The sequence below is a fragment of the Pseudoalteromonas sp. 120-MNA-CIBAN-0494 genome (assembly GCF_040308885.1).
GTDB lineage: Bacteria > Pseudomonadota > Gammaproteobacteria > Enterobacterales > Alteromonadaceae > Pseudoalteromonas > Pseudoalteromonas nigrifaciens.
In genome coordinates this window covers 134,531-158,650 of sequence record NZ_JBEOOE010000003.1, presented here as the reverse complement: position 1 = coordinate 158,650, position 24,120 = coordinate 134,531, and the positions used below count along the sequence as shown (strand labels likewise).

Here is a 24,120-nt window from a genome sequence, read left to right as displayed (position 1 = left end):
AAGCATAGACTTTCAAATAACCACCAGCCCAAAATAAATCTTCTAGAGATTAAGCTAGCTGACATTAAATTCCACAGCTTATTTTTAGTAAGATCGTGAAGTATTCAAAAATTTAGGCACTGTAAATTATTTTATGCCTGTCCCTTTATTTCCTTCCTTTATTTTTCTACCTAATTACCCTTTCTAAGATTTTTTCCTAGCCAATACTTACCTATTACCATGTATAATAATTTTAAAGGGAGATATAAATGCACATTGGTATCATAGAAGATCATCAACTAGTAAGAGATAGCTTTAAAAAGCTACTCGAATTACAGCCAGATTGGAAAGTAATAATAGAAGCTTGCAGCGTAAATGAAGCAAAGCTTGCGGTTGAACTAGAACAACCCGATATATTTATAGTGGATATATCGCTTAACGGTAAAGAAACCGGGCTTACTTTTTTATCTTACCTTTTTGAGCATTTTCCTAACATTAAAACCATTGTTGCCTCCATGCATGACCACGAACCCTATGTGAGTAACGCTTTGCGACTTGGCGCGTTAGGTTATGTGTCAAAACGCTCGGCTTCTGAAGAATTAATAGATGCGGTTAAGTCTGTAGCTTTGGGTAAGCGCTATATAAGCGAAGACGTAAACTTTGCCCTAACCACAGAAAGTAGCGCACTTACGCTACTAACAAATCGAGAAATAGAGGCCTTACCATTATTTTCTAAGGGGCTTAATGCCAAGCAAGTAGCACAAGCATTAGGAATAATGCCTAAAACTGCTCATGTCCATAAGGCAAATATATACACTAAGCTTAACGTTACAACTTCATTCGAGCTGTTAAAAATTGCAATAGATGTAGGAGTAATACAACTAGATGAGCTTACTTAGCCTATCCCCCTCGTTTAGTTTTTTTATTACTACAGCTTTTAAACAAGTAACCAAGCAGTTACTTGTTGGGCTTGTTTATTTTGTTATATTTGCTGCAACTTTTTGGCTCAGCAAAAATCTAGAAACAGTCCCCGAAAGCAGCGCAATTTTTATTCCTGCGGGCATTAAAATTGCCTTCTTTTTACTTTTACCTACAAAGTATTGGCTAACTTTATGGGTAACATCTCGTCTTCTCGCTGCCTTTGTGGGTGCTTTTAATAATGAAGTTTTAGCTCTTGCACAATGGGATTTTAATTTATTTCATGGTTTTTGGCAGGAGCTTTGCTTTGTTGCGCTTATTTATATTTTAAAAAACAGCCGTTGGCCGCCCAGTATTAACGATAGCCAAGGTATACTTTCGTTAATATTACTGGCTGTTGCTAGTACATCTATTAAATGGTTTGTATTTGCTAGTGCGTTTGAATTTACCAATATACTGGTTGCTACAGAATTATTACAGTACCAGTTAAATATGTGCCTTGGGGATATTACCGGCACACTATTAGTCACTCCGCTAATGATGCTAATTTTTAGCGTGAGGCATAAATTAAATAAATCGCTATTACTAAAAATGATGCATTTAGGGGCTGCTTTATTGTGCCTTTTATTAATTGTAATTTTTGTATATGCACTACGCCCCGACACCTACCCGCTACTAAGGCTCGCCTCGTTATTACCCATTATTTGGTTTTCGTATAGGTTTGGCTCTTTGGGCGCTGTAACCAGTGCCACGTTAATTAATAGCTTAATTATACTCGAGGCAAGCTTTACTCATGCCCCTGAAAACACTTATATAAGCCAGTTATTCATTTTAGCAAATGCAATTACCAGTATGGTTTTAGGCGCTGCAATTACTGAACTAAAACGTAAAAATAATGAGTTATATAAAACGAACCTAGAACTCAGAAAGCAGTTAACTAAAAACACACACCTTGCGGCTAAAATGGTTAGCGTACAAGAAAATGAGCGAAAACATCTTTCTCAAGAGTTACACGACGAGTTGGGTCAAAATCTCACTGCTTTAAAAACTGACTTATCTATTTTGTCTCACATGAGTAATAAAGATACTCAGTCGTTTGTTAAAAGCTTAAAAACGAATGCCAATACCATGTACGATTCGGTATACCAATTAATGCATTACCTTCGCCCACGCGAATTAGACGAACTTGGCTTAAATAAGGCAATAACAGCCGGGCGACTAAAAAGTTTACTGCATAAGGCAAAAATTAATTTTCAGGCCGACTTTAAAATTCATAAAGCCCTGTCAAAAGATCATGAAATAGCTATTTATCGAATATGCCAAGAAGCTGTAACTAACTGTGTTAAGCATAGTAATGCCAGCAAAATGCATATAGAACTCGTAACCGATAATAATTTTATTACACTAACCATTAGTGATAATGGCAGTTTAGCAACACCTGCTAACAACTCGGGTAATTATGGTTTAGCTTTTATTGAAGAGCGCGCAATGGCATTGGGCGGAACTTTTGAAGTGTGTGTAAAAAATGGCTTTACCATTAAGGTAAAGCTTCCTTTTTACTTTGATTAGTTAGCACATTGCTTAATTTGTAAATTGCTTAGCAAATAAAAACTTGTTTAGTATAAAACTTTTGCCTTAATTGGCCTGCTTCTATATGTTCGGGATTAACTTGTATTTCAGCTTGGTTACCTATTAGCTGCAGTAGCATACCTTGTGCTATTTGGCTGTTGCCAAGCCTTGACTTTACCACCACTTGCTTGCCTATAGCGCCTTGTAATCGTGGCTTTGGCAAACTAGGTTTGCTAATTGGTTTTAACCCTTCCGACTTTGCAAATAAGTTTACGCAGTGCTGCTTAGCTGCAACTATCAAATCGTCTTTACCTTTAACCACGTCAACATTATTTAATAAATGGATAAATGCTTGATTAGCTCTATCAAACTCTGTAGACACATCAGTTAAACCCCGTATAGCTGCCCATTTTCGAATGACTATATATTTACCCTTTTTAATACGCGCTAAACTAATTGAGGCACCTGTCATTTTGCTATACCACTCAATACGATAGCAAAATGAGCCTAGGCTATGTAAAAACACCGTAATATTGCCAAATTCCTTTGTGCTTGCTTCAATTAAACTCATTTTACTTCCCTAACGTCCTAGTTAAATTGAGTTTATTAGCAAATAGCCTGGTATAAAATCATCCATATTCCTAATCCATCTAGGAAAATGGCTTAGAAAATACAAGTGGATTAATTTACGGCACTGTTAATTATTTTATGCCTGTCCCTTTATTTGTCTTAAAGAACATAATTGTTAGAATGCCCTCCTATTTCCCCATCAAGAGACACAATGGCAAACTTCAATACTCATCTTAATACTGCGCTAATCATCACAGGCTTAGCCTCAGCCACCTTATTATCTGCAGAACATATTGATTTAAAGGGCGCGCTCTGGTTATGGTTTTTAGGCTCAATCGGCGGTTTATTACCAGATATAGATTCAGATAACTCCACATCACTCGACACTATTTTTAACTTATTTGCACTCAGCGCTGTATTACTGGTACTGCATTACATAACCACTGAGCTAATTATTAAAATTAGTTTTATCGAGTTAATTGTAGTGCCCTTATTAGTTTACGGATTTATGAAATATATTATTAGACCACTTTTTGAATGGATCACAGTACATAGAGGCAGTTGCCACTCTTTACTATTTATACTGCTATGCGCGCTATTAACAACTCAAGTAACATGGGAACTGAATGATCAATCAACCCCACAAGCAGCCACCTTTGCCTGGTTAACGGGTGGGTTTATTTTACTCGGAGGATTAATTCATTTATTGCTGGATGAAATTTACAGTGTAGATTTAAGTAATGTCACAATTAAACGCTCTTTCGGGACCGCTCTAAAAATAGCTGACTTCGATAATAAATTAATTACATTGTCGTCAATTATTGCCATTGCAGGTTTAATCTATGTCGCTCCCCCTACAAAACAAACTATCACAGCGTTAAGTGATTGGTCTCACTTTAGATTTCAATCTTTAAAAATTAGATTTTAAGCCCTCTATACGCATAATAATACGCATAGCGAAATCAAGTGAATAACATTGACACCCACCCTAGTTTTTCAAAGTGATTAGCGTGGGTGTCATTATAATTTTCTTCTTTGTGTTTGTTTCAATTAAACTCATTTTATTTCCCTAACTTCCTAGTTAAAATGAGTTTATTAGCACTTAGCCTGGTATATAATCATCCATAGTCTAATCCACTTAGGAAAATGGCTTAGAAAATACCAGGATTTAATTCACAGCACTGTTGATTTTTTATGCCTGTCCTTTTCTTTTATTTTGTTTAAACTATTTATTATAACTTTTTATCTGCTCTGATTTTATCTTTCAGCTCTTCAATTAATTTTGCACCTTTTGCAACCTTATTTGTGCCACCATACTCACGATATAGATCATAAGTTGTAGCTAAAGCATAATTAAACATATCATCCGTTAAATCTTCTTGCTTTAATTGAGCGATTTGATTACTACCGGGATAAAGGCTGTTGGTCATTAAACAACTTACTGTATATAGGATGTAGAACTTAATATCCGCTATTTCAATAGTAGTATATGCTTTATCTTTTTTTAACTGCTCCTCAATTTTTCGTCCTAGAAGTGCAACTAAGTAATAAGTCTGTAAATCATTATTTTTATGGAACAATTTAGAATAAGACTCATCATCTTCTAATAAAGTTGATGGTCTAGCTCTTGCAAAGTTTGGTTTTTGCATTAGTACTGAAATTAAACACTGAGACATGAAAGGGACACTAATTATTTCTTTAGGCTTCTTCCCTTCATTTTTATAAAAGTTCTTTCTTCGATCATAATAAAGACCTCTCGGCTTAAGAAAATCTTCTATTTGACGATGTACTTGATCTGTTGCTCTCAAAGAAGATTTTGGAATTGGAGTTTGACTATTTGTTGCACGAATAATTCGATCACGTGTTTCTTCACTTTCTGCAACAATTATTCTGACAAGAACATCTCGATTTTCACCTTCTATCTTATCTTTGTTATTATTATAAAAACGGTGTATTTCAGAAGATGTTTGTAATCCATTTACAATTTCTGGGTTGTGTACAACTAGTTCTTTCCCCCCTGGTGCAGCAACTTCACTTGCTAAAATAGTTACACCATTATTTAGCCACCAAAACTCTTCGTCACCAGGGTTTTCTAGTGTATCTTGGATTTCATTATTTACGTTTGTTTTGCCCTGATAGTCACGAACATTAGACTCAAAAATATGCCGAATTAATTTACCATTTTCATCTGTAATAAAGTTGTAATAATCAACTAAATTTGTAAGTGCTATAAATACTTGTCCTGATGTTGATAATGGAGTTTCAGATATTTTCAAACGAAACACATCATTTGGTCTTTCTTGTGTCATTTTGACTAGTTTTTCGGCTCCGAGAAAATGAACTTTTGCTTCTGAAGCAGGTAATTTATCAATGATGTCGTTTTCTAAGGATGCTGCCTGCTTATATACATTAGGGTGAATATCAATACCTTTTGAAACATAATAAACACTAATTTTCAATCTTGGTTTTTTTGTAATTAGCCCCACATAAGTTTTTTTAAATAATTCAAACGCAGATAACACGTGCTCGTTATATTGGCCAATATAGTCTTCAGGATTAAAGTCTAAATCAAAGAGACTTCGGCATAACCTTGATAACTTCAATAGTGGATCTTCTGAAAATTTATTTTCATATTTTGATTGAATTAATACAAATTCAATATCTACATTCTTTTTATACTTATCCGCTAAGTCATCATCTTCTTTAACCAGTTCACCATTTACAAATAAATAAAGCGAATCGGCACCACCGTCATGACTTTTACCTGCGATACCGGTATTTATTTCGTCATAACTTAATTCATTCTCTTTTAATACCTGAAGCGCGGAGTAAAATTCGAAGAAATCACTCAATGGTATATTTTCTTCTAAATCTTCCATTTCTTGTTTAATTATTGCATCAAGTAAGATTTGATTATTTTTGGACATTTCCTTTCCTATAATTAACGATGAGCAATATGGACTCGTAAAGTTATAACGTCTTAGTATTTATACGTTACGTTGTTCGACAAAAACATATAATTCATTTATAAACAAGAAGTTACAATTTCTATTTTGTAACCTTTATAATTTAATCCCAAAACGACTTTTAATAATGTTATGGGACAAAACCTACAGAACTGTATTTATATACAGTATCAAATTAAATTTATTTTTTATAAAAACGCATCTGCAATTATCACCTCTTTAAAACCTTGAATCATTTTCACAAGGTATCCCGTCGTTATCGCCATCCATTTTTGTATTCGGGCAGTTTTTTATAAAGAATACAGCTTCGGCTCGTGAGGTCATTTGGCTGCAGTGTTGCCTGCCATCGCAGCTAAAATTTTGAGTGTTTTTAGGAATAACTGCCTTTGGGTATTTCTCATCAAAGGTGGTTAAGTCGGCATTGGTAATAACGGGGGTGTTGTTTTTATTGCCTGCATGAGTGTTTGCGAAGTACCTATTGTATGCGCTAAAACCTATGCTTAATATAATTACCAGCGCAACAAGGTTAGCTAAAGTGCTCGACTTCTTTTTTGCTTTACTCATTTTAAAGGGTTTATTAAAAGCAGCTGTTTTTGCTAGTTTGGTTTCTACTTTGCTTTCAATTACGCCTTCAATGCGGCAGTTTACGGCTTTGCTTTTACCATTGGGATTAGTAGCTACCTCAAAATAGATAGTGTCGCCTACTTTGGGTTTGCGGTTCATGTGTTTAAGCGAAGATATGTGTATAAAGGTGTCGTGTGCAACACTGCTAGATTTAATAAAACCATAGCCTCGGTTGTCGTTCCACGACGTTAACAATCCTTTGTTCATTGGTGTTCCTGATTTTTATACTTTTTATTAGTTATTTTTTATGTGTTACTTATGCAAACTATACGTTTCTAAAAGTGGTCGGTAAACTTATTTTAAGTAATTTTAAAATTAAACTACTTTATAGCCATTGCTTGGCGGTATTTTAATTAACTAATTATTGAATAGTGATTGAATAACGAATGAATTACATAGGGTGGTTTTAATTTGCGGTGCTGTTGATTATGATGGCGCTAGAAATACTTAATAAGTCTGTTGTGCTTTAAATTTTTTAGTAAGGATCATCTTATGTCTAGCTATAACGAATCTCCAGAGCAAGTTACTAAAGCGACCGAAGGTTATGTAATGCAGCAAACTATGCTGCGAATTAAAGACCCAAAACCGTCATTAGCATTTTATGAAAACGTATTAGGTATGAAGTTGTTGGGCAAATATGACTTTCCTGGTATGAAGTTTACCCTGTACTTTTTAGGTTACGAGCAACAACTGCCTGCGGGCGATGATAAAACCAAAGCTGAATGGGTGTTTCGCCGCCCTGCACTAATTGAGCTTACCCATAATTGGGGCACAGAAAACGACGATAGCTTTGCAGGCTATGTAAGTGGTAACGAAGAGCCTAAAGGCTTTGGCCATATTGGTATTAGCGTACCCGATGTATACGCCGCGTGCGAACGCTTTGCAAAATACGATGTAGAGTTTGTAAAAAAACCAGACGATGGCTCGATGAAAGGTTTGGCGTTTATTAAAGACCCCGACGGTTATTGGATTGAAATACTCTCGGCCGAGGGCATTACCGAAATTATTATGTCTCAGTAATAGCTAGGTCGTATGTTTTAAATTATAAAGCCAGCAGCTAAGCTGGCTTTATTGTTTGAAGGCGTTATTAATTAAACTTAGTTTATTTAGGAGCGTTTCGCTGTGAGGGATCTTTAGTAAAGCTGCTTAACACTTCAGTTGGATTTTGAGTTAGTTTTTGCTGTTGAGCAGCCTCTGCCCACCAGGCTAATTGGGTAAATGTACGTGAGAAGTAATTAAACCAAGTGTCTTGTTCACTTTGATCATTGAACGAGCCATTTTCAGTCATTACCTCTTGCGCTTTTGGTACATGGATCATTGCTGATACGGGTAAACAGCCTAATTCACTTAAAAAGTTACGCATACCCATTGCGGCGCGCATACCACCCCATTGCCCAGCAGAGTAAGTAACAATAGCGCTGGGCTTGTACGAAAACAGTGAGCTGCCAAAATGGTTTAATAAGTTGGCCAGTGCTGGGCTCATAGAATGGTTGTACTCTGGGCTGACCATAATGTAGCCATCGGCTGCGGCAATTTTATCAGCTAGGGTATTTAGCTGCTCGGGAGCTTTACTTTTGGGGTAAGCAAAGTGTGGCTTAAATACCGGTTCGAGCGGGTAATCTAGCGCGTCGATTAGCTCTATTTCGTGTGTACTAAATTGGCTTTGCAAACACGCTATACATGCTTGGGCTACGCGCTCACCAAGCCTTGCTGGTTTAGGGGGTGTGCTATTGCGTACTGTGCCTAAAAATACTAAAAACTTCATGTATATTCCCTCGTTGTTTAAATTACTTTTTTAGGGTTGGTAATTAAGCTCAGGGCTGTATAGCCTTTGCAGCAAGCTCTGCAAGTACATTGGCAAGCTTTGTAGCAACAGCGCATTGCGCTGCACCATGGCGCTTAGTTAAATAGCTCGGATCGTTGTAGCTCAACCATACTTTTGCATCGGCGTCTTGCCAAACAAGTCCTTTAAGCGGTAAATCAATCCCCATTGTTTGCGCGCACTGCATTAAAGGAGTACCGCCTTGTGGATTACCAAATATAATAACTTCGGTATAGCCAAGCTGCTGCCCTACTTTTTTAGCCCCTGCGGCGTGATCAATACGTGCAAAAATTGTCAGTCCTTTATTTTTAGCCAGTAGCTCAAACTTATTCATAGTGGCTTTGGCGCTTTGCTGGCTTTGTAGTGTTATTAGGCCGTTTGTTGCTTTAGCCGGAAAAAACACAAAAAGTAACGCAAATACAAAAGTGGTGCTTAATAGTTTCATGTATAAACTCTGGTTTGGTTAAACATATGAGCAACCAACTTAGCATGTAATTTAGTCACAAAAAAGCCAGCGGTTAAGCTGGCTTAGTATATATGCAATAACTTTGCGCTAAAACATTATTTACGCAGTGCGTCTATGCGGGCGTCAAGCGGTGGGTGCGACGAAAACAACTCAGCCATACCTTTACCACTGGCAATACCAAACGCCATCATTGAGCCTTCTAGTTGCGAAGGATGATTTTGCTTTAATCGCTCAAGGGCTGAACGCATTTTGTCTGCGCCTACTAGTTTGGCAGCGCCGCTGTCGGCAGCAAACTCACGTTGGCGGCTGTAATAAGCCACTATAACGCTGGCTAAAATGCCAAAAATTACTTGAAACAACATATCGAACAGGAAGTAGGTCCAGCTGTTGCCGCCCTCTTGTTCATCGTTGTTACTGTTTATAAAGTTATCTACTATGCCTGCTAGCACTTTAGCGGCAAATATAACAAAGGTGTTTACCACGCCTTGTATAAGTGTAAGCGTTACCATGTCGCCATTAGCAATATGCGATACTTCGTGGGCAAGTACGGCTTCGGCTTGATCTTGGCTCATACTGTGTAATAAACCTGTGCTTACTGCCACTAGTGAGTTGTTTTTACTTGGGCCGGTGGCAAATGCGTTCATTTCTGGGCTGTCGTAAATGGCCACTTCTGGCATTTTAATGCCGGCTTTTTGCGCTTGTGCTGCAACCGTAGTTACTAGCCAATGTTCGGTTTCGTTACGTGGTTGGGTAATAACATGTGCGCCGGTTGATTTTTTAGCCATCCATTTCGACATAAATAACGAAATAAACGAGCCACCAAAACCAAACACAGTGGCAATCATTAGCATACCGCCTAAGCTACGGTTGCTTAGTCCAAATACACTCATCACTATTGAAAGCACTACACCTAATACCAACATAACTGCGAGGTTTGTTAGTAAAAATAAAAAAACACGTTTCATACTTGTCCTCAAAAAATAATATCGATTGCGGTACTATTAATATGTTTAGTGCGTTTGGCACTAAATTGATTAAAAGCAATCACTGCGTTATGACACAGTATGTCACAACGTCAGTGCTATTCTGTGACAAACTATGTCGTAAAACAAGTGTTTTTTATGTGTTTAGTGCGAAATTTTCTAGCAGTGTTTTATATATTTGTAATTTAGGGGTTTGCTCACTGTATGGGCTTATTGCCAGTATAGGAAAGGGTAAACGTAATTTAAGTGAATCAAGATTAGCTTGGTACTCATCCATGTTTGGATCAACCTGATTTGCAATCCAGCCAATGCAATTTATACCCATACTTTGCATATGTGCAGTCGTAAGGAGTGCATGATTTAAGCAGCCTAACTTTATACCTACTACCAATATTACCGGCAGTTGCTCTGCTTTAACCCAATTGTATAAATAATCTGTGTTGCTTATAGGCAGCGCCCAGCCACCAGCACCTTCGGTAAGTATATAATCGGCACCTTGCTGTTTTACGTTTTTATACGCGCTGCTTAGCTTATCTGCAGTAATAGTAACCCCTGCTTGCTCGGCGGCTATGTGCGGGGCAATAGCAGGTGCAAAGGCAAACGGATTAATTACATCGTACTTGGCACTTACCGTTGCGCTTTCCATTAATATTAGTGCATCGGCATTTACTAGCTGATCAAACGCCATTTCGCAGCCAGACGCGAGCGGTTTAAAACCAATTGCTTGCTTTTTATGTTGCGCAAGTAGCTTTAGTAATAAACTGGTAACGTGGGTTTTTCCGGCGTCGGTGTCGGTGCCGGTAATAAAAAATTCTTTCATGGCGTTATTTACCTTTGCTGTTTTATTTAGCGGTTTTTATTTAACTGTTTTTTTGCAAAGTGCTAATAGCATAACGTGATACGACACGTGCGCTTTATTATTTTTAAGCGGATATGCGCTGCATACCTGCTGCAAAGCGTGCTTAGTTAACAAGCCTCTGCGCGTATTACTGTGATTTTGCGCTGTAGCACCTATGGCCTTAATAGAGCGAATGGCATTTAATGGCGATGTAAACTCATCGCTATACAAGGCTTTTTGTATTGTATTAATAGTAAACCCAGATTTTTGGACTGATTGGTTTATATACTGTTCGCTATTAAAGGTATTTATATGGCTGTTGTTATCAAGTGCGCTAAATGCGGTTTTTATCTCGTTAAGCGAGCCTTCAATAACGCAGCTAATATAGGCTTGCCCGCCTGGTTTGAGCGCAGTATAAAGCGATTTTAATAATTGAGCAAAATCGGCCGACCATTGCACTGCAAAGTTACTGTAAATAATATCAATACTATTGGCTTGCAGCGGAAGATTATCCATATCGGCGCATAGCCGTGGCGTATTTAGTGCGCTGCTTTGTAGCATGTTTAAACTAAGATCCATGGCAATAACGCTGCCAAATAATGTTTGCAAAGTATGTGTATTAACTAATGGCCCTGCGCCTAAGTCGATACACAGTTTGGCTTTATTACTGCTATTTGCATTCGCTTTTATAAGTTTAAATAAATCATCTGCGGCTTGTTTTTGCACATTAGCATGGTGGTTATAACTGCTGGCTGCTTTTGAAAACTTACTCTGCGCCCCCTTTTTAAGGCTACAGCTTGGTAATAATATAGGCCCTGCTGATAATGATTGTATATTTAACGGCTGCCTATTTGGCTCTGTATTTAATGGCTGTGTTGTTATAGAAGCAGCATTTAAAAGTGTTTGAGCAATCATACTAATGCACCTACTAAGCTATTAACTAAATGGTTAATGTCGTGCTTTGTATGCGCTGCGCTGAGAGTGATTCGCAAACGTGCGGTGTTATGAGCAACGGTTGGCGGGCGAATAGCAGTAAGCCAAACACCGTATTTTTTAAGTTTACTAGCCACGTTTAAGGTGTGCTCGGCGCAGCCTAAAACAATGGGCTGAATAGCGGTACTTGACTCCATTACGGCAATATTATGTTGTTTAGCAAGTTGCTTAAAGTAGCTAATATTTGCCTTTAATTTAGCGCGTTTATCATCTGCAGTTTTAATCGCTTTAATACGTGCAAGAGTAAGCCCTGCAATAAGCGGCGACATAGCCGTGGAATAAGTGTAATCGCGATTAAATTGCAGCATGTAATCAATAAAATGTTTACTGCCTAATACACACGCGCCGCTACTGGCTACCGCTTTGCCAAAAGTAATAACCAGTAACTCAGGTAGTTGCTCGGTATTAAGCGCCTCGCAGCTGCCTAACCCGGTTTTACCTAATACGCCAAAACCATGAGCATCGTCTATCATTAGCCAAGCATTGTGCTGTTTGGCTAACGCCAGTAGCTCGCTAAGTGGCGCTTTGTCGCCATCCATCGAAAATACACCTTCGCTTATAATTAGCTTATGCTGCGCTGTTGATTTTTCTAAGCGGGCGCGTAAATGGTTCATGTCGTTATGATTAAAACGGATTAAAGCGGCGTTAGCATGCAGTGCGCCGTCTATTAGGCTGGCATGATTAAGCTTATCTTGAAAAACAGCACTGTGCTGCGCTACCGTTTTATCTTGAAACAGCGCTTTTATTACACTGCTATTAGCACTAAAGCCCGAGCTAAACAGCATGGCGGCTTCGTAACCTAACTGTGCGCATAAATACTGCTCTAGTGCGTGTTGCTGAACTTGATAACCGGTAACTAACGCTGAGCTGTGACTCCCTAATGCCGGTAATTCATTTAAAGCAATTGCGTTATCGCCAAAGCCTAAGTAGTCGTTACTGGCAAAATTAAGATAGGTTTTGTTATTAATAGTAATTTTGCGCGCCGTAGCATGCTGTACTTGGTGGCGTTTACGCAGTAGCGCATCGTGCAAGCAAGCTTGCAGATGCGTATTTATAAATTCAAATGACATTTGGCTGTGTTTACCTAGGCTTAGTTATAGCTTAGTTATTATTATGGCTATGGTTATGCTTCGTAAAATAACTTAGACGTTGCTTTGTCGGCCACTTGCGATGAAAGCGACGCGGCTACGGCTTCATCTGAATAGTCGTGACGAGTTTCTGGATTCATCCCTAACTTTTTAATTAAGGCCATATCGGCATCGGCATCTGGGTTTTCGGTGGTAAGCAGTTTGTCGCCATAAAATATAGAGTTAGCACCTGCAAAAAAGCACATTGACTGCATTTGCTCGTTCATGGCGTTGCGCCCTGCCGACAAACGCACATAGCTGTGCGGCATCATAATGCGCGCGGTTGCAATTGTGCGTATAAACTCAAAATGATCTAAGTCATCTACGTTTTCAAGCGGTGTGCCTTTAACTTTAACCAGCATATTAATGGGTACGCTTTCTGGTTGTTGATCTAAGTTGGCCAGTTGCATTAATAAGCCATAGCGATCGGCTGCTTGCTCGCCCATACCTACAATACCGCCCGAACATACTTTCATACCCGCGTCGCGTACATTGCCTATGGTATCTAGGCGGTCTTGAAAAGTTCGGGTAGATATAATTTGCTCGTAATACTCAGGCGAGGTGTCAAGGTTATGGTTGTAGTAGTCAAGCCCAGCATTGCGTAGTTCATGGGCTTTTTCGTTATTAAGCATGCCTAGGGTCATACAGGTTTCTAGGCCAAGTTCTTTTACTTCTTTAACCATTTGCGAAATATACGGTATGTCTCTGTCTTTTGGATCTGACCACGCGGCCCCCATACAAAAACGAGTTGCGCCTTTTTGTTTGGCTAAACGCGCTTGTTCTACTACTTTTTCTACCTCTATTAGGCGTTCGCGTTCTAAATCGGTTCGGTAATGCCCAGACTGCGGGCAATATTTACAATCTTCTGGGCAGGCACCGGTTTTAATCGATAATAAAGTAGAAATTTGCACTTCATTTGGGTTGAAATTAGCACGATGAACCGATGCGGCTTTAAATAGTAAATCGTTAAATGGCATTTCAAATATTGCTTTAACTTCACTGTGGGTCCAGTTGTGACGAACAGGTGCAAGTTCCATAGTTTTCTACTCTCTTTATTTTTTCATAACGGTGATATTGGCTTAGTCTACTTCTTGAAGTACCATTGTCAACGAACCCAAGCCCACTTAAGTTTACATATGATTAAAAAGAATACGATTGACCTAAATTTTGATCGCCAGCATATTTGGCACCCTTATACCTCTATGACCAAGCCTATAATGGTTTACCCTGTTACCCACGCAAATCATAATATTATTGAGCTTGAAACAGGCGAGCAACTCATTGATGGCATGGCCTCATGGTGGAGCGCTATACATGGCTATAACCACCCAGTTTTAAATAACGCCATGATTGAGCAAATTAACTCTATGAGCCACATTATGTTTGGCGGATTTACCCATAAACCCGCTGTAGAGCTGTGTAAAAAGCTAGTAAGCATTACCCCTGCTAGCTTAACTAAGGTATTTTTAGCCGATAGCGGCTCGGTAAGTGTTGAAGTAGCTATAAAAATGGCGCTGCAGTATTGGCTTAGCCAAGGTATTTCTAACAAACAAAAATTAATGACTCCCTACAAGGGCTATCATGGCGATACCTTTGCGGCTATGAGTGTATGCGATCCAGTTAATTCAATGCACAGTTTGTACAGCGGCTTTTTACCCGAGCATATTTTTGTACCAGCCCCGGTAAGCCAATTTAATAGTGAATTTAACCAAGCTGAGGCAACCGAGCTTGAAGCGTATTTTAAAGCGCACCACCAGAGCGTTGCGGCATTTATTATTGAGCCAATTGTACAAAATGCTGGTGGCATGAACTTTTATCACCCTGAGTACTTAGCCTGCGTACGCAAGTTATGCACGCAATATAAGGTGTTACTTATATGCGACGAAATAGCCACAGGCTTTGGCCGTACCGGTAAATTATTTGCCGTAGAGCATGCTAATATTCAGCCCGATATAATGTGTATAGGCAAAGCACTCACTGGCGGCGCTATGACCCTATCGGCCACTCTTACCAGTGACAAAATAGCCACAGGTATAAGCGAAGGCGAAGCCGGTGTATTAATGCACGGCCCTACTTTTATGGGCAACCCGCTTGCCTGCGCTGTGGCCTGTGCCAGTATAGATTTACTGCTTGAGCAAAACTGGCAGCAGCGCATAACCAACCTAAACAGCCAACTACAACAACTCAATAAGTGCAAAGAGCTTGATGACGTAGCCGATGTACGCACTTTAGGCGCTATTGGGGTGGTAGAGCTAACAGCGGAAGCAGGCAATGTTGATGTGGCTAAAATTCAGGCTTATTTTGTAGCACAAGGTGTGTGGATACGCCCCTTTGGTAAACTTATTTATTTAATGCCGCCATATATTTCAGACCATAGCAGCATAAAAACCTTGTGTGATGCCATTTATAACGCCATTAAAGGCAAGCATTACGCTTAAACTTACCGCTAAATTAAAGTTTTAGGGTTAAAAGTTGTACACACTTTGCCCTAATAAACAAACAGCCCCTTAACTCACCTTTAGAGTATTGATCTCAGTGACCTTTACCTATATGATAATACCTATCATTTACAGTTACCTTTTCGGACTCTTTTATGAACTTATTATTTAAACCAGCTAAAGCGTTAGGCGTAAGCCTGTTATTAGCCTCTGCTTTTATAACGCAACCGGTACTTGCTAATGGCCCTATTGGCGAGCATGTTAATCACCTTCAGGCTAATCTTAAAAGTTACGCCGAAGAAGTAGAGTGGATGGTTGGCAAAGTCGATACTATGGTAAGCGACTACGATACTAAAGGTGCTAAAGCGGTAAAAACAGATGACCTTATTGAATATTGGGAATCGGTTAAATTTCACAGCGCCATAGAAACCAATTTTGTACCTGTTTACGCTTCTATTTGGCAAGGTATTTACGGTGTAAAAATGGCTATCGAAAACAAACAGCCTGCAACTGAAGTTCGTAAACAACAACAAGCCATGAACAATGCCCTATGGCAAGGCCTTGGCGCTGTTAAATTAGCGGCAAAATTTCAGCAACAGGGTTTATTAGCAAATGTAACAACAACTGCAACCAAAGAAATGACCCAAAGTGCCACTATCGACGAAATTAAGCACCGACTCGATCGTGTTGTTGCAAAATTTGCTGAGCGTTTAAACGACGAAGCCACCGAAATTGTACACGACACTTACCTACACTTATTTGAAGGCGTAGAAGGCACACTAATAGCGCAAGACGCTAACTTAGTTGAAGTGTTAGAGAAAGACTTTAACGTAACACTGCCACTTGCTATTTCTAGCAACAAAAGCGTAGACGAAGTACGTAATGTAATAAGCGACATGCAAACAAAATTAGATCGCGCTAAAACGCTGATCGAAAAAGCCGAAAAAACACGTAAGGATGTATTTTAAGTGAAGCGTAGGACCTTTATACAAGGCCTGGTTGCGCTTGGGGCTGTGGGTGCATTACCACTGCCTCTTGCTCGCGCACTAGCGGCCAATATAGCAAACCCTGTGTCTGTAGATAGCTTACCTAAACTAGAGGGTGAGCTTACGCTTTATTTAGGGCGTGGTGAAGGTGGCTTATACGAAAACGTATTACAAGCTATCGAGAAGAAAAATCCAAACCTTAAACTCGGTATACGCCGAGGCCCAACTGCTGCATTAGCAAATACCATAGTAGCTGAAGCAAAAGCAGGCGTTCGCCGTGCTGACTTATTTTGGGCGGTTGACTCAGGCGCAATTGGTTTAGTTACCGATGCTGGCCTTGCACAGCCAATACCAAGTGATTTATCGGCTCAGTTACAACCGCAATTTAGATATAAAGAATGGACGCCGGTAACCGGCCGTATTCGTACCTTGCCATACAACACGTCGCGTTTAACTAAAGAGCAAATTCCCACCAGCATTATGGAAATTGCCGACAGCGATTTAAGTATTGGTTGGGCCCCTGCTTATGCATCGTTCCAGTCGTTTGTAACTGCAATGCGAATTTTAGAAGGTGATAACAAAACCGCTAAGTGGCTTAAAAAAATTAAAAAGCGCTCTAAAACCTATGCCGGTGAATTAGGTGTAGTTATGGGCGTTGAGCGCGGTGAAGTTGATATTGGTTTTGCAAATCACTATTACACACTTAGGTTAAAGTCGGGTAAGCCCGATGCTAAGTTAGATTTAGCTTTTACCCAAAACGATGCGGGCTGTTTGGTCAATGCCTCAGGGGTGTTAGCTTTAAGTGACGATCCGTTAGCAACTAATTTTATGCGTTATTTACTAAGCACCGAAGTGCAAAGCTATTTAGCCAGTGAAGCTTACGAAATCCCACTTGTTAATGGCATTAGTGTGCCACAGGGCATACCGTCTTTATCGAGTATTTCGCCGCCTAAAATTGATTTAACTCAGCTCGCCGATTTACGCCCCACTATCGATTTAATGCGCAGTAGCGGCGTACTGTAATGCGACTACCAGCATCCTACCCAATGGCGCTGCTTGCAGCGCTCATTACGCTTACCCCTATTTATGTGTTAATTACCCTTGCCAGCGACACAAGCTCAGTATTTGACAGCCATAACCTCGACATTTTAGCTAATACCTTATCGTTAATGGCGTTAACTGTATTGGGTTCTATTTTAATTGGCGTGCCACTGGCGTTTATTAGCGCTTATGTACATTTGCCATTTAAAAAATTATGGCTGGTTATATTTGCAGCTCCCTTAGCTATACCTAGTTATATAGGGGCGTTTACACTTTATGCAGCTTTTGGCCCTGGGGGGGAAATAAATAACCTGCTTGGCATTCCAACGCCCTCAATGGACGGCCTTAGCGGCGCAGCCATAGTAATGACCTTGTACACATTTCCGTTTGTAATGATGACCACCCGCTCGTCCTTACTCAGCCTTGATGCCAGTATGGTAAACGCTGCACGTACACTGGGTATGTCGATGACACAAAGTGTATTTAAAGTAATATTACCCCGCGTAGTTAATGGTATTGCCGCGGGATCTTTGCTTGTTGCACTTTATACTTTATCTGACTTTGGTACACCGGCAATGATGCGCTTAGATACCTTTACCCGAGTTATTTATGTGGAATACAACGCCTTTGCTTTGGGCCGTGCGGCTATGCTCTCGTTGCAATTAATGGTTATTGTTGGCTTTTTATTAATGATTGAATCACAAATAAAAACCGCCACTGAACGCCAAGGCAGACCACTTATTTTATTCCCTAAAAAGTGGCAGTTAAGCGCTATGTTTATAACTTTTGCGCCTATTTTGTTATTAGCCATTGGCTTACCTTTAGCTATATTTTCGTTGTGGCTGGCACGGGATGGTTTTAGCGGCTTTGATTTTAGTATTGCTTGGAACTCAACATATGCCTCAGCAATTGCTGCTGTAGTAGCTGTAATTGTGGCCATTCCGGTTGCTCATGCGGCTCTTAGCGGTAAAGCAGGTAAAGTAATGGAGCGCGTAACTTACTTTGGCTTTGGTATTCCGGGCATAGTAATGGGCACAGCGCTTGTTTATGGCGGCTTGCAACTGCCCTTTTTGTATCAAACATTAGGGTTGCTTATTATTGCTTATACGCTGCGCTTTTTACCCCTTGCTGTAGGCTCAGTTCGTACCAGCACCGAGCACTTAGATCCAAGCTTGGTAAAATCGGCCCGAGTACTTGGCGCCAGCCCACGCGAAGCATTTATGCGTATAACTCTGCCCTTAACTATGCGCGGTATTATTGCCGGTGCAGCATTAGTGTTTCTAGAGTCGATGCGCGAGCTAGAGGCCACATTATTGCTTGGCCCTACTGGATTTGAAACCCTTTCTACTTATTTGTGGCGTGTATACGAAGCCGGCTATTTTGGCCGTGCTGCTATTCCAGGGTTATTATTAGTGGTGATTTCTGCGTGCGCGTTAGCTATTATGCTCACTGGCGAAAAACGCAACCAGCTCGAACATTAAGGATTTAATAACAAATGCTATCTGTAAGTCAGTTGTCTATAGATTATGGCAGTAACCGTGTAGTAAGCGATTTAAACCTATCATTAGGTAATAACGAAATTCTTATGCTTGTAGGCCCTACTGGCTGTGGTAAAAGTACTATTTTGCAGGCACTAGCCGGCCTTATACCTATAAGCGAAGGCGAAATAAACAGTGGTAAATGGCGGGCAACCCCTAAAATTACTATGCCTCCAGAAAAACGCAGTGTAGGTATGGTATTTCAAGACTTTGCTTTATTTCCGCACTTAACCGTGCAGCAAAATATTTATTTTAGGTTAAAAGACACCAGCCCAGGCGAACATTGGATAAAGTTACTTGGCCTTGATGAGTTTAGAAATAAAAAACCGGCAACGCTTTCAGGCGGGCAAAAACAACGCGTTGCACTTGCGCGCACCCTTGCCCACCAGCCCGACTTTGTATTATTAGATGAGCCGCTTTCTAACTTAGATGCCGCACTTAAAGACATGCTGCGCTGGGATATTCGAAACGCCCTTAAAGCGGCGGGCGTACCTGCAATTTGGGTAACGCACGACCAAGAAGAAGCACTGTCGGTTGGCGATCGTGTGGGTGTACTGCAAGGCGGTAAAATTCAGCAAATTGATACACCAGAGCGCTGTTTTAGTACGCCTAACAATCGATTTGTGGCACGTTTTTTAGGGGAAGCCAGCTTTATAAGCGGCCAGTTTAGCCAAGGCCAAGCAACCACAAGTATTGGTAATGCCCCTGCCCACGGTGTTGATTGCGATAGTGGCGATGTAGATGTGCTGCTGCGCCCCGATGACGTATTACTAGTGCAAAGTAGTGTGGGGAATAATGGCGAAGTTATTTGGGTACGCTTTGAAGGTGGCAGCCGCTTATGTGCTATAAAGCTTGCCTGCGGAACTGTAGTAACCAGCCGTGTTAGCCATGAAATAGTGGTAAGCCCTGGCGATGCTGTACATGTATCTTTAAGTACCTTGCATCCGTTAGCGGTTTATAAACAACTCGCGCAATAATAAAGTATGCAACACTAAAAAGCCCATTAACATGGGCTTTTTTAATCTGTATAAATTACCATTCAAACATATAGGCCATTTTACTAATAGTTTTAAGTGGAATGTTATGGCTGTTACGCTTGGCATATAAATGCTGCATAGATTTGTCTTTTACTTCGCCCACAATCACTTCTTTTACTTGATAGCCCAAAGCGACTGCTGCTTGTGTGTACGCGATAAATTCCCACTTTTTAATATTGGTGTTATCTACAATCACCAACGGAATATTTTGTGCTAAAGCGTTAATAAAGCGCGCTAAATTTAAATTATGGTATTGCGGCAATTTAAACTTATCAAATTGGTATTCACCTAGATCATTAATAAAATAATCATCGGTTGAGCAAATAACATATTGGCTTTCGTCTGCACCGGCGAGTTCGTCAGCAAGATTTTGCGCATAATAAGACTTACCGCTTCCTGGTAGTCCTCGTAAAATAAAAACTTGTTTCATAGCATCCATTTTTTAGTATGTAATGGTAAAACGATTAATATAAAAATATCTGAATGTTCATAATGCCACAAAATGGGTAAACATAAGAGCAACAAATAACAATACTCACATTTAGGCCTTAAAACTGTATAAAAATAAAGCGCATTTATAAAAATTTTTAAAGAGTTGCCCACAATAGTTTTTTTATCTTACTTTACTAGGTAAGATACAGGGTTCAAGTGCAGCGCCGTTTAAGAGCAATTTTGCCAGCGTGTGGTGCGTAGTTAAATTATATAGTTAGGCAACTTATATCATTGGAGTGAAGATGAGCCATTTAGCGATTTCAGAGCTATTAAAAGGCAAGGTATCGGTAGACAGCCAAGTTACAGTAAAAGGCTGGATCCGTACTCGCCGCGATTCAAAAGCAGGAATTTCATTTTTAGCCGTTCATGACGGTTCGTGTTTTGATCCTATTCAAGCGGTAGTTCCTAATTCACTTAATAATTATGATGAAGTCACTAGCCTAACAGCCGGTTGTTCTGTGTCGGTTACCGGTGTTTTAGTGCAATCTGCTGGCCAAGGTCAGTCTTATGAGATTCAAGCTAACTCGGTTACTGTATTAGGTTGGGTAGAAAACCCAGATTCGTACCCTATGGCTGCAAAGCGTCATAGTATTGAGTACTTACGTGAGCACGCTCACCTTCGCCCTCGTACTAACATGATTGGTGCCGTAACCCGTGTACGTAACTGTTTAGCTCAAGCTATTCATCGCTTTTACCATGAGCAAGGTTTTTTATGGATAAGCACCCCTATTATCACAGCAAGTGACTGTGAAGGCGCAGGTGAAATGTTCCGCGTATCAACGCTTGATATGCAAAACTTACCGCTTACCGATAAAGGCGAAGTAGATTACAGCGAAGATTTTTTTGGTAAAGAAGCATTTCTTACTGTATCTGGCCAGTTAAATGGTGAAACTTACGCGTCGGCAATGTCAAAAATTTATACGTTTGGCCCAACCTTCCGCGCAGAAAACTCAAATACTTCGCGCCACCTTGCCGAGTTTTGGATGGTAGAACCTGAATTAGCATTTGCTGATTTAGAAGATATTGCAAAACTAGCAGAGCAGATGTTGAAGTATGTGTTTAAAGCCGTACTAGAAGAGCGCCGCGATGACATGGAATTTTTTGCACAACGTGTAGAAAAAACAGCCATTACTCGCCTTGAAGAATTTGTAGAAAAAGACTTTGCACAAGTTGATTACACCGAAGCGGTAGAAATATTAAAAGCCTGTGGTAAAAAGTTTGAGTACGCTGTTGAATGGGGCGTAGATTTACAGTCTGAACACGAGCGTTACTTAGCAGAAGAACACTTTAAAGCACCGGTTGTTATTAAAAACTACCCACGCGATATTAAAGCGTTTTACATGCGCCAAAACGAAGACGGTAAAACCGTTGCCGCAATGGACATAGTAGCGCCAGGTATTGGTGAGATCATTGGTGGCTCACAACGTGAAGAGCGCCTAGATATTCTCGATGCTCGTTTAGACGAAATGGGCTTAAACAAAGACGACTACAGCTGGTACCGCGATTTACGTAAATACGGTACTGTGCCGCACTCAGGCTTTGGCTTAGGTTTTGAGCGTTTAGTTGCTTATGTTACTGGTATGGGCAACGTACGTGACGTTATCGCCTTCCCTCGTACTAAAGGCAGCGCAACGTACTAATACGTTAACGCTTACTGTGTACCATAGTAAAAACCAGCCGATGGCTGGTTTTTTTATGCCTAAGTAACCTGAGCTCCGGATAATAAACTTATCTCAAGCAGCTATTTTTCAGCGCTAACTGCGTTGAATTTTCTTGCAATAGGCCAGTCAGGTTAAGTGAATAAGTACCTTAGGTTTATTAGGCACAATCAAAAGCCGCAGCATCATAAAATGATACTGCGGCTTTTAATTTATCACTATAACTATAAATACAAATATAATTTTTAGTTATTAACTTATAGAGCTTGCTCTAGCTGTGGTAAAACATCAAACAGATCGGCAACTAAACCGTAGTCTGCAACCTGAAAAATAGGTGCGTCTGGGTCTTTATTAATTGCGACAATTACTTTTGAGTCTTTCATACCGGCTAGATGCTGAATTGCACCACTAATACCCACTGCAATGTACAAGTTTGGCGCTACAATTTTACCTGTTTGCCCTACTTGCATGTCATTTGGTACAAAGCCTGCATCAACTGCTGCGCGCGAAGCACCAATAGCAGCGCCTAACTTGTCGGCTATTCCGTGTAATAAACTAAAGTTTTCGCCATTTTGCATACCACGACCACCTGAGATAACCACAGTAGCTGCGGTTAATTCTGGGCGCTCTGATTTAGTTTGCTCATCGCTTACAAAGCTGCTTAGCGCAGAATCGGATACCGTATTAACTGCCGTTATTGGCGCGCTTGCTTGCTCTGTTTGTAAGTCGAAGCTACTAGCACGTACAGTGATAACTTTTTTGCTATCGAGTGACTTAACCGTGGCAATTGCGTTGCCCGCATAAATAGGACGCTTAAATGTTTCTGCGTCAACAACGTCAACAATTTCTGAAATTTGTGCAACATCAAGCAAGGCTGCAACGCGCGGCATAAAGTTTTTACCTGTAGTGGTAGCACTTACCACTATGTGGCTATAAGAATCAGCAAGCGATAGCACTAAATCTGCCATACTTTCAGCTAATTGGTGTGCATATACTGCGTTATCTGCTACCAGTACACTGGCTACGCCATTAATAAGCGCAACTTCTTCGCTTAATACACCTAGGTTTTCGCCCGCAATAAGCACATCAATAGGAAAACCAAGTTTTGCTGCTGCGTTAATTGTTTTTGAGGTTTCTGGTTTTAATACACCGTTATCGTGTTCTGCTATTACAAGTGTTTTCATTTAGATTACCTTCGCCTCTGTTTTTAATTTTTCTACAAGTTGCGCCACGTCCTCAACTATAATACCGGCAGTACGTTTAGCTGGCTCTTCAACGCTAATTAATTGCACACGGGCCGTTAAATCAACACCCAAAGTATCGGCTGCAATAACCTCAAGCGGTTTACGTTTTGCTTTCATTATATTTGGCAGCGACGCATAACGTGGCTCGTTTAAACGTAAATCGGTAGTTACAATAGCCGGTAAATTAAGCGCTACTGTTTGTAAGCCGCCATCAACTTCACGGGTAACATTAACTTTTCCATCAACCACTTCAACTTTTGAAGCAAACGTACCTTGGCCACGTTTGGTCAATGCAGCTAGCATTTGGCCGGTTTGGTTATTGTCTGAATCAATTGATTGCTTACCTAAAATAACTAATTCTGGTGCTTCTTGTTCTACAATTTTTGCAAGTAATTTAGCAATGTGCAGCGACTCTAACTTTTCATCGGTTTCGATGTGAATGGCTTTGTCGGCGCCTAGGGCTAATGCCGTACGTAACTGTTCTTGCGAGGCTTTTGGCCCAATTGTTACGGCAATAACTTCGCTTGCTGTACCCGCTTCTTTTAAGCGAATAGCTTCTTCAATTGCAATTTCGCAAAATGGGTTCATCGCCATTTTTACGTTGGTCAAATCAACGTCTGTTTTGTCTGACTTAACTCGCGCTTTTACGTTGTAATCTATAACTCTTTTTATTGGTACGAGAACTTTCATATGGACTCCATCGTTATTTAAACCTACAAGCTGACGTGCACGTCAACCTATTTATTTTATGAAATCAGACTACTGTCTATTGACGTAAACATCAACCTAAAATAACCTTTAAACATTCACAACCCATAACTTTTTATTAGC

Annotated in this window: 23 protein-coding genes; 10 read left to right on the top strand and 13 right to left on the bottom strand. The window is 40.1% G+C overall.

What is annotated here, in order from left to right; genetic code table 11:
* Positions 1-248 precede the first annotated feature (248 nt).
* Both AAEY55_RS03955 and AAEY55_RS03950 read left to right on the top strand, forming a co-directional pair.
* Complete coding sequence (locus AAEY55_RS03955) at positions 249-878, top strand: response regulator transcription factor (RefSeq protein WP_089368324.1); 630 nt, start codon at positions 249-251, stop codon at positions 876-878.
* On the top strand, positions 865-2,466 hold the full coding sequence (locus tag AAEY55_RS03950) for an MASE1 domain-containing protein (protein ID WP_011328270.1): 1,602 nt from the start codon (positions 865-867) through the stop codon (positions 2,464-2,466). Before AAEY55_RS03955 ends, AAEY55_RS03950 begins: the two co-directional genes overlap by 14 nt.
* A 28-nt stretch (positions 2,467-2,494) precedes the next feature.
* Here the strand turns inward: AAEY55_RS03950 and AAEY55_RS03945 are convergent, their stop codons facing one another.
* Positions 2,495-3,037: a hypothetical protein gene (locus AAEY55_RS03945; protein ID WP_011328271.1), complete on the bottom strand. Its 543-nt coding sequence runs from the start codon at positions 3,035-3,037 to the stop codon at positions 2,495-2,497.
* Positions 3,038-3,247: 210 nt separating this feature from the next.
* On the opposite strand from AAEY55_RS03945, the gene AAEY55_RS03940 reads away from it, so the two are divergent.
* Entirely contained in the window at positions 3,248-3,964 is a 717-nt protein-coding gene (locus AAEY55_RS03940) for a metal-dependent hydrolase (protein ID WP_011328272.1), read from the top strand.
* 304 nt (positions 3,965-4,268) lie between these two features.
* Here the strand turns inward: AAEY55_RS03940 and AAEY55_RS03935 are convergent, their stop codons facing one another.
* Both AAEY55_RS03935 and AAEY55_RS03930 read right to left on the bottom strand, forming a co-directional pair.
* A complete protein-coding gene (locus AAEY55_RS03935; protein WP_339683186.1) occupies positions 4,269-5,963 on the bottom strand; it encodes an AIPR family protein in 1,695 nt (564 codons plus the stop codon).
* 258 nt (positions 5,964-6,221) lie between these two features.
* Positions 6,222-6,833: an excalibur calcium-binding domain-containing protein gene (locus AAEY55_RS03930; RefSeq protein ID WP_350550121.1), complete on the bottom strand. Its 612-nt coding sequence runs from the start codon at positions 6,831-6,833 to the stop codon at positions 6,222-6,224.
* Between the two features lie 285 nt (positions 6,834-7,118).
* Between AAEY55_RS03930 and gloA the strand changes: the two genes are divergently transcribed.
* Positions 7,119-7,646, top strand: a complete 528-nt coding sequence (gloA, locus tag AAEY55_RS03925; protein WP_086993386.1) for a lactoylglutathione lyase — start codon at positions 7,119-7,121, stop codon at positions 7,644-7,646.
* 82 nt (positions 7,647-7,728) lie between these two features.
* Here gloA and AAEY55_RS03920 read toward each other — a convergent pair whose 3' ends face one another.
* The 7 genes from AAEY55_RS03920 to bioB all read right to left on the bottom strand — a co-directional run bounded on the left by AAEY55_RS03920 (position 7,729) and on the right by bioB (position 13,892).
* A complete protein-coding gene (locus AAEY55_RS03920; RefSeq protein ID WP_339683179.1) occupies positions 7,729-8,391 on the bottom strand; it encodes an NAD(P)H-dependent oxidoreductase in 663 nt (220 codons plus the stop codon).
* 49 nt (positions 8,392-8,440) lie between these two features.
* A complete protein-coding gene (locus AAEY55_RS03915) occupies positions 8,441-8,893 on the bottom strand; it encodes a DUF302 domain-containing protein (protein ID WP_339683176.1) in 453 nt (150 codons plus the stop codon).
* 116 nt (positions 8,894-9,009) lie between these two features.
* Complete coding sequence (gene htpX, locus AAEY55_RS03910; protein WP_089368331.1) at positions 9,010-9,879, bottom strand: protease HtpX; 870 nt, start codon at positions 9,877-9,879, stop codon at positions 9,010-9,012.
* 154 nt (positions 9,880-10,033) lie between these two features.
* Positions 10,034-10,717 carry a dethiobiotin synthase gene (gene bioD / locus AAEY55_RS03905; RefSeq protein ID WP_306288009.1) on the bottom strand — a complete coding sequence of 228 codons (684 nt, stop codon included), beginning with the start codon at positions 10,715-10,717 and terminating at the stop codon, positions 10,034-10,036.
* A 36-nt stretch (positions 10,718-10,753) separates the two neighbouring features.
* Positions 10,754-11,650, bottom strand: a complete 897-nt coding sequence (locus AAEY55_RS03900) for a methyltransferase domain-containing protein (RefSeq protein ID WP_197107973.1) — start codon at positions 11,648-11,650, stop codon at positions 10,754-10,756.
* Positions 11,647-12,798: an 8-amino-7-oxononanoate synthase gene (locus AAEY55_RS03895; protein ID WP_339683169.1), complete on the bottom strand. Its 1,152-nt coding sequence runs from the start codon at positions 12,796-12,798 to the stop codon at positions 11,647-11,649. Before AAEY55_RS03895 ends, AAEY55_RS03900 begins: the two co-directional genes overlap by 4 nt.
* A gap of 53 nt (positions 12,799-12,851) precedes the next feature.
* Entirely contained in the window at positions 12,852-13,892 is a 1,041-nt protein-coding gene (gene bioB / locus AAEY55_RS03890) for a biotin synthase BioB (protein WP_339683166.1), read from the bottom strand.
* Positions 13,893-13,991: 99 nt separating this feature from the next.
* On the opposite strand from bioB, the gene bioA reads away from it, so the two are divergent.
* From bioA to AAEY55_RS03865, 5 genes are all read left to right on the top strand, one after another.
* Entirely contained in the window at positions 13,992-15,293 is a 1,302-nt protein-coding gene (bioA, locus tag AAEY55_RS03885) for an adenosylmethionine--8-amino-7-oxononanoate transaminase (protein ID WP_339683163.1), read from the top strand.
* Positions 15,294-15,448: 155 nt separating this feature from the next.
* Positions 15,449-16,261: a hypothetical protein gene (locus AAEY55_RS03880; protein ID WP_182683482.1), complete on the top strand. Its 813-nt coding sequence runs from the start codon at positions 15,449-15,451 to the stop codon at positions 16,259-16,261.
* Positions 16,262-17,302 (top strand): extracellular solute-binding protein, encoded by a 1,041-nt coding sequence (locus AAEY55_RS03875; RefSeq protein ID WP_339683158.1) that lies wholly within the window; start codon positions 16,262-16,264, stop codon positions 17,300-17,302.
* Complete coding sequence (locus AAEY55_RS03870) at positions 17,302-18,801, top strand: iron ABC transporter permease (protein WP_011328291.1); 1,500 nt, start codon at positions 17,302-17,304, stop codon at positions 18,799-18,801. Before AAEY55_RS03875 ends, AAEY55_RS03870 begins: the two co-directional genes overlap by 1 nt.
* Before the next feature lie 14 nt (positions 18,802-18,815).
* Entirely contained in the window at positions 18,816-19,835 is a 1,020-nt protein-coding gene (locus AAEY55_RS03865; RefSeq protein WP_339683153.1) for an ABC transporter ATP-binding protein, read from the top strand.
* Positions 19,836-19,890: 55 nt separating this feature from the next.
* Here AAEY55_RS03865 and AAEY55_RS03860 read toward each other — a convergent pair whose 3' ends face one another.
* Complete coding sequence (locus AAEY55_RS03860; protein ID WP_058373461.1) at positions 19,891-20,325, bottom strand: ATP-binding protein; 435 nt, start codon at positions 20,323-20,325, stop codon at positions 19,891-19,893.
* A gap of 304 nt (positions 20,326-20,629) precedes the next feature.
* On the opposite strand from AAEY55_RS03860, the gene asnS reads away from it, so the two are divergent.
* On the top strand, positions 20,630-22,027 hold the full coding sequence (asnS, locus tag AAEY55_RS03855; RefSeq protein ID WP_011328294.1) for an asparagine--tRNA ligase: 1,398 nt from the start codon (positions 20,630-20,632) through the stop codon (positions 22,025-22,027).
* 275 nt (positions 22,028-22,302) lie between these two features.
* Here asnS and AAEY55_RS03850 read toward each other — a convergent pair whose 3' ends face one another.
* Both AAEY55_RS03850 and AAEY55_RS03845 read right to left on the bottom strand, forming a co-directional pair.
* The gene (locus AAEY55_RS03850) at positions 22,303-23,229 is read right to left on the bottom strand and encodes an FAD-binding protein (RefSeq protein WP_339683149.1); all 927 of its coding nucleotides are present in this window, start codon (positions 23,227-23,229) and stop codon (positions 22,303-22,305) included.
* Entirely contained in the window at positions 23,230-23,979 is a 750-nt protein-coding gene (locus tag AAEY55_RS03845; RefSeq protein ID WP_011328296.1) for an electron transfer flavoprotein subunit beta/FixA family protein, read from the bottom strand.
* Positions 23,980-24,120 lie beyond the last annotated feature (141 nt).

Bases quoted from the DNA above. Each gene is read 5' to 3' on its own strand.
- AAEY55_RS03955 (WP_089368324.1), top strand. From the start codon at position 249: ATGCACATTGGTATCATAGAAGATCATCAACTAGTAAGAGATAGCTTT.
- AAEY55_RS03950 (WP_011328270.1), top strand. From the start codon at position 865: ATGAGCTTACTTAGCCTATCCCCCTCGTTTAGTTTTTTTATTACTACA.
- AAEY55_RS03945 (WP_011328271.1), bottom strand. From the start codon at position 3,037: ATGAGTTTAATTGAAGCAAGCACAAAGGAATTTGGCAATATTACGGTG.
- AAEY55_RS03940 (WP_011328272.1), top strand. From the start codon at position 3,248: ATGGCAAACTTCAATACTCATCTTAATACTGCGCTAATCATCACAGGC.
- AAEY55_RS03935 (WP_339683186.1), bottom strand. From the start codon at position 5,963: ATGTCCAAAAATAATCAAATCTTACTTGATGCAATAATTAAACAAGAA.
- AAEY55_RS03930 (WP_350550121.1), bottom strand. From the start codon at position 6,833: ATGAACAAAGGATTGTTAACGTCGTGGAACGACAACCGAGGCTATGGT.
- gloA (WP_086993386.1), top strand. From the start codon at position 7,119: ATGTCTAGCTATAACGAATCTCCAGAGCAAGTTACTAAAGCGACCGAA.
- AAEY55_RS03920 (WP_339683179.1), bottom strand. From the start codon at position 8,391: ATGAAGTTTTTAGTATTTTTAGGCACAGTACGCAATAGCACACCCCCT.
- AAEY55_RS03915 (WP_339683176.1), bottom strand. From the start codon at position 8,893: ATGAAACTATTAAGCACCACTTTTGTATTTGCGTTACTTTTTGTGTTT.
- htpX (WP_089368331.1), bottom strand. From the start codon at position 9,879: ATGAAACGTGTTTTTTTATTTTTACTAACAAACCTCGCAGTTATGTTG.
- bioD (WP_306288009.1), bottom strand. From the start codon at position 10,717: ATGAAAGAATTTTTTATTACCGGCACCGACACCGACGCCGGAAAAACC.
- AAEY55_RS03900 (WP_197107973.1), bottom strand. From the start codon at position 11,650: ATGATTGCTCAAACACTTTTAAATGCTGCTTCTATAACAACACAGCCA.
- AAEY55_RS03895 (WP_339683169.1), bottom strand. From the start codon at position 12,798: ATGTCATTTGAATTTATAAATACGCATCTGCAAGCTTGCTTGCACGAT.
- bioB (WP_339683166.1), bottom strand. From the start codon at position 13,892: ATGGAACTTGCACCTGTTCGTCACAACTGGACCCACAGTGAAGTTAAA.
- bioA (WP_339683163.1), top strand. From the start codon at position 13,992: ATGATTAAAAAGAATACGATTGACCTAAATTTTGATCGCCAGCATATT.
- AAEY55_RS03880 (WP_182683482.1), top strand. From the start codon at position 15,449: ATGAACTTATTATTTAAACCAGCTAAAGCGTTAGGCGTAAGCCTGTTA.
- AAEY55_RS03870 (WP_011328291.1), top strand. From the start codon at position 17,302: ATGCGACTACCAGCATCCTACCCAATGGCGCTGCTTGCAGCGCTCATT.
- AAEY55_RS03865 (WP_339683153.1), top strand. From the start codon at position 18,816: ATGCTATCTGTAAGTCAGTTGTCTATAGATTATGGCAGTAACCGTGTA.
- AAEY55_RS03860 (WP_058373461.1), bottom strand. From the start codon at position 20,325: ATGAAACAAGTTTTTATTTTACGAGGACTACCAGGAAGCGGTAAGTCT.
- asnS (WP_011328294.1), top strand. From the start codon at position 20,630: ATGAGCCATTTAGCGATTTCAGAGCTATTAAAAGGCAAGGTATCGGTA.
- AAEY55_RS03850 (WP_339683149.1), bottom strand. From the start codon at position 23,229: ATGAAAACACTTGTAATAGCAGAACACGATAACGGTGTATTAAAACCA.
- AAEY55_RS03845 (WP_011328296.1), bottom strand. From the start codon at position 23,979: ATGAAAGTTCTCGTACCAATAAAAAGAGTTATAGATTACAACGTAAAA.